This is a genomic window from Thermodesulfobacteriota bacterium, assembly GCA_035559815.1.
GTDB lineage: Bacteria > Desulfobacterota_D > UBA1144 > Nemesobacterales > CSP1-2 > DATMAT01.
Genome location: DATMAT010000072.1, coordinates 15559 through 27958, shown reverse-complemented (window position 1 = coordinate 27958; position 12400 = coordinate 15559). Strand labels below are relative to the sequence as shown.

The 12400-nt window shown below is 41.2% G+C and carries 9 protein-coding genes and 1 pseudogene; all 10 read left to right on the top strand.

The genetic code is table 11. The features are described 5' to 3' along the window. Positions 1-1639, top strand: a 1639-nt coding sequence (locus VNN20_16690) for a GDSL-type esterase/lipase family protein (GenBank protein ID HWP93828.1), incomplete at its 5' end; no start/stop codon positions are given. A 16-nt stretch (positions 1640-1655) separates the two neighbouring features. Continuing rightward, entirely contained in the window at positions 1656-2048 is a 393-nt protein-coding gene (locus VNN20_16685; protein ID HWP93827.1) for a hypothetical protein, read from the top strand. Positions 2049-2346: 298 nt separating this feature from the next. Beyond that, the gene (locus VNN20_16680; GenBank protein ID HWP93826.1) at positions 2347-4137 is read left to right on the top strand and encodes a glycosyltransferase family 39 protein; all 1791 of its coding nucleotides are present in this window, start codon (positions 2347-2349) and stop codon (positions 4135-4137) included. Then, positions 4121-5038: a glycosyltransferase family 2 protein gene (locus tag VNN20_16675; GenBank protein HWP93825.1), complete on the top strand. Its 918-nt coding sequence runs from the start codon at positions 4121-4123 to the stop codon at positions 5036-5038. Before VNN20_16680 ends, VNN20_16675 begins: the two co-directional genes overlap by 17 nt. A 267-nt stretch (positions 5039-5305) precedes the next feature. Then, on the top strand, positions 5306-6226 hold the full coding sequence (locus VNN20_16670; protein HWP93824.1) for a lysylphosphatidylglycerol synthase transmembrane domain-containing protein: 921 nt from the start codon (positions 5306-5308) through the stop codon (positions 6224-6226). Between the two features lie 105 nt (positions 6227-6331). Next, positions 6332-8065: a hypothetical protein gene (locus VNN20_16665; GenBank protein ID HWP93823.1), complete on the top strand. Its 1734-nt coding sequence runs from the start codon at positions 6332-6334 to the stop codon at positions 8063-8065. 302 nt (positions 8066-8367) lie between these two features. Then, a pseudogene (gene cysC / locus VNN20_16660) lies at positions 8368-8913 on the top strand (adenylyl-sulfate kinase). A gap of 186 nt (positions 8914-9099) precedes the next feature. Continuing rightward, positions 9100-10098: a lysylphosphatidylglycerol synthase transmembrane domain-containing protein gene (locus VNN20_16655; GenBank protein HWP93822.1), complete on the top strand. Its 999-nt coding sequence runs from the start codon at positions 9100-9102 to the stop codon at positions 10096-10098. A 139-nt stretch (positions 10099-10237) separates the two neighbouring features. Further along, complete coding sequence (locus VNN20_16650; protein HWP93821.1) at positions 10238-10927, top strand: glycosyltransferase family 2 protein; 690 nt, start codon at positions 10238-10240, stop codon at positions 10925-10927. Positions 10928-11035: 108 nt separating this feature from the next. Next, positions 11036-12376, top strand: a complete 1341-nt coding sequence (locus VNN20_16645; protein HWP93820.1) for a glycosyltransferase family 39 protein — start codon at positions 11036-11038, stop codon at positions 12374-12376. The last annotated feature ends 24 nt before the right edge of the window (positions 12377-12400 follow it).

The following is a 12400-nucleotide window of genomic DNA, read 5'->3' as shown; positions in this document are numbered from 1 at the left end:
TACTCCAGGCGGGAATGTGACGATCAATGTAGGGGAAACGGTGAGCTTTACCGGTACGGGGAACGATCCTGACAATAACCTACCCTTGAGTTATTTATGGGATTTTGGGGATCAGGCGATAGCGGATTCAACACAAGAAGATCCCGGAGTGGTGCAGTTCAATAACGTGGGAACATTCACGGTGACCTTTACGGTGACGGATAGCCTGGGTCTTCCCGATCCTACCCCAGCACAGATTGTTGTGGATGTGGTGTCGCCGGCTGTAATCATAGTTGACAATACTGATCCTGGGTTCTCTAAGGTAGGGTCGTGGAGTACTTATTTGTGTGGTGCCTGTTATGGAGCTAACTACTTTGTGACAGGTGCCGGGACCGGCTCTAAAAAAGCCACATGGACTTTTCAGATAGGTGCCCCCGGAGAGTATGAGATCTCTGCTCAGTGGGCTTCCAAGTTTGACCGTGCAACTAATGCTCCATACACCATAAAAAACAATACTACGACCCTAGCTACCGTGTTTGTAGACCAGACGGTAAACGGGGGGCAATTCAATCTTCTTGGTACATACACACTTCAGGCTGGTACACTGCAAGTGACCCTGACCAACAATGCGAATGGTAAAGTGGTAGCGGATGCCGTTCAGATAACTGCGTCTCAGGTTTTTGGTGTTATTTCACCTTCCGATCTTGATTTGAAGACCTCGCAGGACATATTGGTTGAGGCGCTAGTGGTCGGCTTTCCTTCTGGTTGGGGAGTGGAGTTTACCGTCAAGGAAAAAGATTCTGGAAATATTATTCAACAGGTAGAAGACTACAACCGTCCATTTGAATTGCAGTTATCCGGGCTAGCGCTCCAGGAGTATACCGTGGATGCGCTTTTAATCGACCAGAACGGGGTGTTTCAATCGCCTTTTTCTGATCATGTCGAGTTTGGGGTTGGGGATTATTACGTAGGGTTCGGCGACAGCATCACCAGGGGTTCCGGAGATAATATAGTGTCGGACAATGTTTCCGCTGACGGCAGAAACAGCGGCGGGGGATATGAACCAATCTTGAACAATCTGCTCACTACAAACAAAGGATATCCGCATACGGTTAAGAATGAGGGGGTGAGCGGGAACTTATCGATAGACGGTTTAAATAGGGTATCGACAATGCTATCTAGTCATCCGGATTCCCAATACCTCTTAATACTGTTTGGTACTAACGATGCCAAGAGTTCACCTCCCGTCCCCAGCGGAATGGGGCTAAATCCGGGAGACCCGGGTTACAACGGAACTTTTAAAGATAATGTGCAGAGAATAATAGATGCAGTAATAAACGAGGGTAAAATACCCTTGTTGGCGAAGGTGCCGTATGCGCTCGGGTCGAGTAGCAACGGTACACCTTTTCCTGACCCGGATACAGCTCCCCAAAATATGTTGATTCAAGAATATAACGTGGTGATTGATGAATTGATAAGTGCAAACAACATTCAAGTTTCTCCCCCTGACCTCTTTGTAGCGCCCGATCTCTATAACCATTTTAGAAACAACTACCTCAACAACGGTGGGTCGGAATACGCTGATAACCTACATCCCAATGGAACGGGTTATCAGTCTATAGCCAATTTGTGGGAAGTTTCTATATTCCCAAGTCCCTAGGAGAGGTGATCAGAAAATGAAAAAAATAACAACTTTATTGATGATCGTGCTTTTCTCACCTTTTAATTTTAATTCACTCAACAGTCTTGCCGCGGAACCCTCGGAAACTTTAACTGCTTATTTTCAGGCTTTAAAAGACGGAGATGTGGGAAAGATAAAGCAATGTATCGCCGGTGATTTCTATGAAAAGAACAAGGTTCTCTTGGAGAATAATCCGGACTATCCGGAATTTCTCAGAAACTACTATCAGGGAGCGGACCTGGAAATAGGAAAATCCGTCAAATCAGGAGATACGGTCATAATTGAGATGCGTACTCTATTTCCTAACGGAAGTACTGGTGTTAACAAGTTGCGGCTGAAAGAGAGTAGCGACGGTGATTGGAAGATCGTCGAGGAAATTTTTGATTGATGATTAACTTTCTTCCCTATCGATACTGAAAACGTTTTCTAGCTATCTCATCTGTTATCTTAAAAACGAAAGAGTCTTCTTAAGCTGAGGACCTAAAAGATGCCAAGACGACCGAACAAATTGCCCGGTTGTTATTTGCCCGTAACTAAACATGTTCTTGTTGCGGATGAAATACTGGAATAGGCAGGGGTGTTAATCCCTTAAGACCTAGGAGTAAAGTGCTTAATGCCGTTTAACCCGGAGCACTATAAGGTGTAAGCCCGATTAAAATGTTTCGAGGTTGTGGTTTAGTACGATTATGTTGAAACGGATCGGACTTAATTATTTCCCAAAAGGGCTTAATTTCTTGGGTAAAACCAACCTCCTTGAGGAGAAGTCATCCACAAATACTATATTTGTCACTTTACTAATTATATTATTGTCTCTTAATTTTATACTGCTGGGAATAAATGAAATAAATATGGCTACCGACCCGGAATATGGTGATACTGCTTCCTATTTGGGGGAAGCAAACTTTATAAAAAGAAGCGGAGGAGTAACAGATTTTTTAAAGTTATGCATTACCGGGAAATATGAACAGGCAAATAGACATCCGTTATATATGATGGTGCTCTCGGCATTTGCTTCAACGGACATCTCCTTTTTTATCCACGCTAAAATTACTAGTTTCGCTATAGGATTAATTCTGCTGCTATGCCTATTTTTTATAGGAAAGAAGATGTACGGCTATGCTTGCGCTTCAATTGCAGTCTTCGGATTGATGCTAAACGCCGTATTTTTGCGGTGGACTTCACTTGTGGCCCCCGAATCACTACTGATGCTTCTGAGCATTTTGTGTATGTATTTTGTGATAAGGGGTTTTCAAAACAACCGATTATGGCTACTTGCCGGAGTGTGTGCCGGATTGGCTTATCTGACAAAGGCATCCGGTTTACTCTTGATACCGGGCTTTGGCTTATCATCTCTGATTGTGTATAGACTCAAGATCTTTAGGAATAAGTACTTCTGGTCATTTTTTATCTTGTTTTTGTTGGTAGGCTCGCCTTTGATCATAAGGAATATAAAGGTTTATAAAGATCCTTTTTTCAATGTTAACACTTATATGATTACGGTAGGGAAAGGCGAGCTTCAGGGCACGGTCTATAAAGTTTTTAGTCCGGTGGAGGGTCAGGGGCTCTGGCGGTTTGAGAGTGAGAGTAAGGCTAAAGAATTAAAATCAACCAATCATACTGTAAATATATTTGATTTGTCCAAGAGACTTGTGTCCGGGGTCTTAGTAGAAAGTGAAATATTTTCCAATACGCTTATTCCTCTTCCAGTTAAACAGTTCTTTTCTCAGAAATTCCGTTGGCTTTTTGCCCTTTCTTTATTATCACTTTTTGTAGTAGGCTTAATAAGAGAAAGGGACTTAGGTGGAAAGATTTACGTTATAATAACCTCGCTACTTTTTCTAATTTTTCTGTCTTTTAATCCCCATGATCGTTATTACCTGCCCGTAATTCCTATAATGTGGATTTATACTGCATTTGCTGTAGTAACAATATTAGGTTTTATTGACCAGCATTTTAAGCTTAACATAACAGCTTTCATTCCTCATTCTGTGGTAGGCATACTAATAGTAACGGCTGGTTATCTGCTTTCAACGCAATCGATTACCGGCGTATTGAATTCTGTAGAGTATACCGATAGCCGTAGGGACTTGGTGAACTGGCTAAGGGCGAACCTAGGTGAAGAAGATAGGTACACCCTTGGTCCGAACATTAATTGGCAACTGGATAAGGGAACTTGGTTTGTCCCATCCAAGAATATGGACTGGGAAGGATTTAATCAATTCGTGAAGATACACGATATTTCTTACGTGATTATCGATTGGCCGGCTCGACGCGATCTGGGAAGAATAAAGATTATTGAAAGCCACTTTGAGCTAGACCCGGAAGAAGGAATGGTACAGAAAGGTGAGATTAAAGGGTGGGATTTGGTGTATAAAGATCAAAAAACACCGGTGGAATTTTTAATATATAAATTAGTCAGACAGGGCTCTGGTTTACTCATACTCCAGGAGGACTTAAAACGTGGCAGCAGTACTTAATAAGGAAAATCTTTCAGATTTTAAATCACCGGTTGTCGAGAATGAAAACACAATAAGCGTCATCATCCCTATATATAACGAGGAAAAAAGCATCAAAAACGTAGTCGAGCAGCTTCAGGAGGTGTTATCTAATTCCGGTACTAAATATGAAATAATAGTAATAGACGACGGATCAACCGACCGAAGCCCTGAAGTACTTAAAGGTATTGATGGTATAACGTCCATCAGACATCCGAAGAATATAGGTTATGGTGGAGCGATAAAAACGGGAATGAAAAATGCCAAAGGCGACATCATAGTAATTACTGACGGTGATGGTACCTATCCTAATGAAATGATCCCGGAGCTGCTAAAGGATATCGGGGAGAACGACATGGTGGTTGGGGCTAGGTCAAAAAGCGATTCGAATATACCTCTTATGAGAAAGCCGATCAAATGGTTGTTGGGTAAGCTGGCAAACTATCTTTCGGAAACGGATATACCCGACCTGAACTCCGGTTTGAGGGTGTTTAAAAAGAATGAGGCGCTCCGCTTTTATAGGATGTTTCCCTCGGGTTTTTCTTTTACTACGACCATAACCCTGGCTATGCACTGTAACGGATACAATGTGAAATATGTGCCCATTAAATACGGTAAAAGAGAGGGCAAATCGAAGATTAATCCCATCAAGGATACTTTGAATTTCATTCAGTTAATCTGGCGTACAATAATGTATTTTAGTCCCCTTAAGGTATTTCTGCCCATCGCCGGAATTATTTTTGTCGGGTTTATGGTTTCATCATTCATAGATATCTTCATATCAGAAAACCTGACTGATAAGACAGTCATTTTGTTTTTAGCTTTTATTCAGGTCTCGGTGCTTGGTCTCTTAGCCGACCTGATCGTAAAGCGAACTCCTTAACCGGAGCTTGTGTGATACTTTCCTGAGCTCGGTCTTTAACCCTCAGAAAAATATCTGAATCTGAATGCTTATGGGACGAGTTTATGAATCAAGGATTTGAGCTGTAATTAAATCTACTTTTAACTTGAAAATTCCCTGCGGCCACAGGGTTACCTTATCCATCCTCCCCCTCGATGGGGGAGGATTAAGCCTGTGTTCTGAGCGAGAAATTTTCGGATACCCTGCAGCTTGCTGCAGAGAGTTTCATTTGGTAACAAGGGCGTAATTATGATGAGCAAGGCTAATCTGTTTAGGCTACTATTGGGATTAATCGTATTTTTGGTATTCCTGAAATGGATAAATATCCTGGATGCGGTTAAATATCTATCCGGATTAAACTTAGTCTCCTTCTCCCTGGGATGTCTAATGATGGCTCTAAGCCATGTCATTAGAGCCATACGGTTTCATTACTTAGCCGGTGAGCTAAGTGTTTTAATTGAGTTTAGAAAGAATGTTTTGGTGCATTTCATAGTTTCCATCCTGGGAATGATTACACCGGGTAAGTTAGGGGAGGGAGGAAAGGTCTACTTGTTTCAGAATAACAAAAAGGAGCTCACATTCTGTTTTATCCTGGAGAAGCTCGCAGATTTATCTGTTTTGATTGTTTTTGCAGGCTTGGGCTCGCTCCTGTTCAAAGACTATATTAAAGACACCGTGGTATTTTTTGTGATTTTGCTGGTTGTTTTTGTTAGTCTATTCAAGATCGACAAGATATTGAATTTAGTACTGAGAAGAAATATTTTTGAGGATAAGTGGTTTCAGACTAATCTCAAGCGGGTTTCCTATAATGGTTTCATTTCCTTGACCTTAACCACTCTGGTTACTTGGTCGTTGACCGTCTTTGCTTTTTACCTTTATGCTGCTTCTGCTGGTGTTTATCTTACGCCTTTATTTGTGATGCAGTTGATTGGAATATCGACATCTGCCGGAATAATATCGGGAAGCCCAGGTGGTATAGGTGTGAAGGAATTCATTATAACCCATCTTCTCAGCAGTTACGTCGGTATAGGCAATAGCCGGGCGGGCATCATAGCTCTAATAAATACATTTGGAACTTATCTTACTTTTTCCGTAATCGCGCTTTGCTCATATTATTTGTACCTTAAATTGTACAAGCTTCCCAGGGGCAAACTCTATCAAGACGTGTAGGGAGAGAATGAGTAACCTCAGTCTGGTCGGCATGTTACTTCAGGAGCATGTGCGATTGACCACTCTATTTTATGACTTTTGGTTTATTAAACCAGAGGACCTCCTTTGACCGAAAATAAGACCTTTTCAAGACAACAAGAGGCCACAATTCTCTTTCTCTTGCTGGTGGGCTCGCTTTTATTCTATTTGAGCTTCTTTAACGATTTTGCTGTCCCACGAAGTGATTTTTTTGCATTTCACGACAAGGCGCTATCATATCTGAATTTTGAGCTCCCCTCACACTACAAAAGGGAGCCTCTATATCCGGTATTAATAGCCTCATTTTCTCTCCTTAGTAATAGCTCCACTTTGTTTGCTGCCGAGACCATAAATCTGGTTTTAGCGGTATTAAATGTTTCGCTTGTATATTTGATATCAACTTATTTTCTAGGCCGTATGGGGTTCTTTGCTGCTCTGTTTTTCGCCATAAATCCGTCCACTGCAGAAATGGCGAGCCAGCCAATTCTAGAGACATTGCTTCTTACCGGGATTCTATTCACATTTCTGCTCTCCTTAAACAACCGGGCGTGGAGTTACCTGGCGGCCTTTCTAGCAAGTCTTGTAAGATACGAGGCAGTATTTTTAATACCTATTTTGATTTTAAAAGATTTCTTCATCGCTAAAAAAAGATTAAGGGCAGTCTGGTTAGGGTTGCTTTCGTCTATGGGCATAATAACTTGGATGGCCTTGTCTATTCTCCATCACCCGGGAGAAGTGAATCCCTATATCAGTCAGCTTTCTTTGGGTATAGGCGAAATCAGGTTCCTGTATAACATTCCGTTAACTGTTTTTGGTTTTATACCCGGTTTTAGCTTAGCAGGTTTTTATTTCAGGCTACTGGTTGTTATTTCTTCGATTTTAGCATTATTGGGAATTGTTTCTTTGGTCAGAAGTTCGTTTAGTTCAATCTTCCCGATAGCGTGTTTTTTCCTCGTTTATTTTGTAGTACACGCCTTATACCCCAGTATTAACGCTCCCTTGAGGTACGTATGGCCGATTCTGTGGATTTTCTATCTATTTATCTTTAAAGGTGTGCAGATATTGCTGTCATACATTGAGGGAAAAAATGCGCTTAACCTGTTTAACTTTCGTCCTTTGGGCTTTTTGTTTATGTTTTGTGGAATCATATTTATCCTAATAAGTTTCTTAGTTTTCAAGAAGATTTATGATACGGAAAGATGGTTGCTGATCCTGAGCTATGGCCTTTTCTCCTTGACCCTTGTGGCTTATTTCTTCTACTGGTTAAAGGAAAATGAGTTTAAATATCTTTCATTTTTTGTTGTTCTTTGCTTCATCGTGGTGGATATAGTTGGATTCGGCTTGCTGGAGGCAAATTCATATTTGAAATATGATCGAAAATACTATCGGGCACAACAAAGAGAAGTCGCTGAGTGGTATAGCAAGCTGGCGAAGCAGGGAGATATAATGGCAGTAAGTGAGCCGGAAGTGGTTCGATACTTTAGTGGATTGGAAAAAGGTTACTTTATAGCCTTGGGCGAATTGAAGGGAAATACCGTTTCTGATTTTCTATCGGACGTGCAAAAGAAAAAAATAACCTATCTGGTCTGGGATAGCCATTATTCTGAAATCAAAGAGAAGGGTACTAGACAGAGATTCGGCTCCGATTTATACGCCTATTTCTCCGATCCTCTATTTGCTGACCATTTTGAAGTAATAAAGGAGATAAATGCTGAAAAGTGGCGATCAAAAGGACAAAAAGCCATAATATTCAAAGTAAGAATGGCCGGCAATGAGGGCCAGGACGGCTGCGATGCCCCTCCAGTTAAAAGAGGAGATTAAGACGTTGTAATTATAAGACCGTTAAAATGATTAATACTTTTTTCAGCAGGAAAATATAACAAAAGTCTGGTTGTTTACTTTTCTTATAAAAGAATACTTAATGCTATTAGAGCGAGTAGTACAGTGAATTTGCCTGTCTTATTGGCATGATTCAACAGACTGGTATGATAAATATGGTTCTGAAACCGACTATTTGGTGACTATTAGCGTTGTTAAGATGCACAATGGCCGAAGAGCCGATTTGGTAAAATTAGGCCGTTATACGATTTAATGGCGAATAAAATCATTCAAAAAGGAGAGCTAGAATGAAAGGATTCACCGTATGGTTTACCGGTCTATCCGGTTCTGGAAAGACTACACTCGCCCGGATGCTGGAGAAAGAGTTACAAGAGAGGGGTCATCATGTAGAAGTGCTTGACGGAGATGAAATAAGGCTCAGGCTTTCCAAAGGCTTGGGTTTCTCGAAGGAGGACCGTGATGAAAACATACGTAGAATTGCCTACGTTGCCAAGGTTGTTACCCGTTGTGGTGCCGTTGCCATTACCTGCGCTATATCCCCATACCGTGAGATAAGGGATGAAGCTAGAAGGGAAATAGGGAGCTTCGTAGAGGTTTTCGTGAATTGCGATTTAGAGGAATGCATAAAAAGAGACGTCAAAGGATTATACAAGAAGGCCATAAATGGTGAGATCAAAAATTTTACCGGGATTTCCGACCCTTACGAAGAGCCGTTAAACCCGGAGATAATCGTTGAAACTCATAAAGAAACCCGTGAAGAGAGTCTAAGTAAGATCGTAGATGGGTTAACCAAGTTAGGCTATCTTTCAAAGAAAGTCCAAGCAGTGTGAAACTGGAGGAGTTGTTACTAACCATGACCTCGGTTCTGAAAAGAAAGTGAAGTAGCATTACTTTTCGATAATAAAGTCATGTAAATTTGGTCTTTTAGGGAAGACAGCTACTTGAAGGTGAAGCCTACGCCAAAATGAGCGAACAAACCAGATACAAATTGTATTTGACTGGTGATGAGTTATAACTTGCTAAAACAAAAGTACACAGTATTAGGGGTTTTTCTTAGTATTTTGTTCATATACCTGGCCTTTAGAAAAGTTGATCTTAGGGCTTTGGAAACCAGGTTAGAATCAGCGGATTTAGCCCTAATCCTCTTAGCGCTCTTGCCACTATCCGCAAGTTATATTATAAGGACCTTTCTCTGGCGAACGATCCTTCAGACCTTTAAGAATGTGGATTTTTCTAATACCTTTTCAGCACTAATGATAGGATTTTTTGCGAACAATGTACTACCGGGAAGGGTCGGCGAGTTCATAAGGGCCTATATACTTGGCAGGAGAGAAAATGTGGGAAAAACGTCCGTGCTCGGGACCATAGTAGTCGAACGGTTATTTGATATATTTACTTTACTTATCTTTCTGATGCTTACCGTATTCGTCTTCCCGACGCCTGAATGGGTTAAGCACGTGGCGTCTACCACTTCTGTGATTCTTTTGACTGCAGTTGCCGTAAGTTATTTATTCGTCTTAAGACAGAATTTCCTTGTGGAGAAGTTTAAGAGTAAGATGTTTTTCCTGTCAAAACCGAAAAAGCAATTCTTTACCACGAAGCTGGATTCATTTATTTCCGGCTTAAAGATTCTGAAAACCCCAAGACTCATTTTAACGATTTTTGTCCTTTCTCTACTCGCCTGGCTACTTGCGTCTATGTCTATGCTTTTGACATTTAAGTCTTTACACATTAATGTGCCGACTATTTATGGACCGTTGTTTGTATTATCGGTCGTGAATCTGGGCTTGATTGTACCCTCTTCTCCCGGGTATGTAGGCACGTATCAGTTTTTATGTGTGATTGCCCTGTCTTATTTTTCTGTGGATAAGGAGAGTGCTTTGAGTTTCTCTATAATTCATCATGCGTTATGGTATCTGCCATTAACCATCGTGGGGATGATTTTTTTGTGGAGGGAGAATTTGAGCTTAACTAAGTTAGGCATGATTAAACAGGAAGCGGGGAAGATAGTTTGATACTGCTCACAGACTTAAGGGTTCCAGGTTCGTTATGGTTTTGAATTAGCATTACCTCTTCTGACCGGAATTTTGGAAAGACCTGGAATGCTACAGAAAACGAAGCCAAAACCAGAAGAAATTTATATTCATACTTGAGATGAAAATTTCTGTGGTAATACCGGTTTATAATGAAATCGAAACTATTGCTGAAATTGTCTCTCGAGTACAGGCCGTTCCCCTGGGCCTAGAGAAGGAGATTATCATCGTGGATGATGGCTCAACTGACGGTACGAAACTCCGTTTGCAGGAGATTAGCCGTGGCGATAATGTGAGAGTAATTTATCATGAGCATAACCAGGGCAAAGGGGCTGCGCTCAGGACTGGATTCAAGCAGGTGAGTGGGGACATTGTTATCATACAGGATGCCGACCTGGAATACGACCCACGGGAATACCCAAAGCTTTTAGAGCCCATCTTAGATGGCAGGGCCGATGTTGTTTACGGTTCCCGCTTTCTCGGTGGCCCGCACCGGGTCTTGTTTTTTTGGCACTATATGGGGAATCAATTTCTGACGTTGATATCCAACGCACTTAGCAACTTAAATCTAACCGATATGGAGACGTGTTACAAAGTTTTTAAGTCTGATGTACTCAAGCATATTGTCCTAAAGTCGAATCGGTTTGGATTTGAGCCTGAATTTACGGTAAAGATAGCCAAAAAGAGGTTTCGAGTTTATGAAGTTCCCATAAGCTATAGTGGCAGAGATTACTCTGAGGGCAAGAAGATTACCTGGAAAGACGGAATTGAAGCCATCTTTACCATCATCCGGTTCAGATTATTTGATTAGCAGAAGGGTTGAATGAAGACCGAGAACAGTAGCTTCGCACGTCTAAAAAATATTAGTTTAATTACCTCACTGTGTATCATCCTGGTCTTTTTATATTGTTATGGGGCTGTGAGACATTTGAAGGAGGTGAACGTTGACTCCAGAAAGACTGACCAGAGTGGTTACATGTACTATGCTAAAAAGATGTATGAGACCAAGTATTCCTTCGTAGGACATCGTAATCAAATGCCTCTTTATCCCTTCTTACAATCGCTGCTGTTGTTCATGAACCCAGGCCTTGATGACCATGAGTATTTTGTTCAGAGGGGGGGCTATCATCTTTCCGGGGTTTATTACAACCCGGAGTTTTTCGTTTGGGGAAAGTATTTGAACGTAATTTTGTCGGTTGTTATTTTAGCGGGTCTGTTTCTTATTTTTCGTAACTACCTTCCAATATTTCAAGCCGTGAATCTGATACTAATAACCGCTTTTACCGTATTCATTTTCAAAGCGGCTTACTTTCAGGCCGATTTGCTGTTTTACTTCTTAAACTTCTGCGGCTTTCTGCTGATGTTGAGGATGCTCAGTCAACCGTCGTGGGTGTGGGGGATCTTGACCGGAGTCGTGCTCGGCTTAGCCCACTTGACTAAAGCGTCGATCTTACCCGGATTGGTGCTCTTCGTCCTGTTTTTCGCGGCTAAGGAAACTTATGTGTTATACCAAAGAGGAACTGGGAAATATGGCACTTCTCTTCGGAACGAGTCTGGTTTTATCTCCCGATGGTTGAGTATTGCGCTTCTTGTTTTATTTTTTCTCGGCACAGTTTATCCCTATATAAATACGAGCAAAAGGGTATTTGGCAGTTACTTCTATAACGTTAATTCAACATTCTATATGTGGTACGATAGCTTTAAAGAGGCCAAGAAGGGCACGCGTGCACATGGGGATAGAATAGGATGGCCTAAGATGCCGGCCGAACTGATCCCCGGCCCAAAGAAATATCTCCAGGAACATACCACAAAACAAATTCTATCCAGAGTATTTAAAGGATTGAAGAGGGTCATATCAAACTGCATAAACTCATATGGCTATTTTAAATATGCCCTGGTCTATTTTGTCTTTTTTCTTATTCTAGTGGTTTTGAATTTCCGTGAAAGTGTCAAAATGGCGGCTAATAACTTTATTCTTTTATCGTTCTGTATTTTGTATTTTTTTACTTACCTTCTTCTATATGCATGGTATGCACCGATTGCCGCCGGAAACCGACTAATACTGGGGCAGTTTTTACCTTTCATGTTTGTTATTTCTGTTATCATTTCGCTTCCATCATTCAAACGCCTGTCGCTCGATATTTGGGGAGTCCGGATCAAATGGTTTTACGCAATTAATACGTTTATATTGGTTATGTTTATTGTTGATCTATATCTCATATTGACTAAGAGGATAGTAACGATGTATGGAGGGAGTTAAACTTTCAATTTTTTGAAATAAGCT

Excerpts from the sequence above, each read along its gene's own strand:
- VNN20_16685 (HWP93827.1), top strand. The coding sequence starts at position 1,656 with ATGAAAAAAATAACAACTTTATTGATGATCGTGCTTTTCTCACCTTTT.
- VNN20_16680 (HWP93826.1), top strand. The coding sequence starts at position 2,347 with ATGTTGAAACGGATCGGACTTAATTATTTCCCAAAAGGGCTTAATTTC.
- VNN20_16670 (HWP93824.1), top strand. The coding sequence starts at position 5,306 with ATGATGAGCAAGGCTAATCTGTTTAGGCTACTATTGGGATTAATCGTA.
- VNN20_16650 (HWP93821.1), top strand. The coding sequence starts at position 10,238 with ATGAAAATTTCTGTGGTAATACCGGTTTATAATGAAATCGAAACTATT.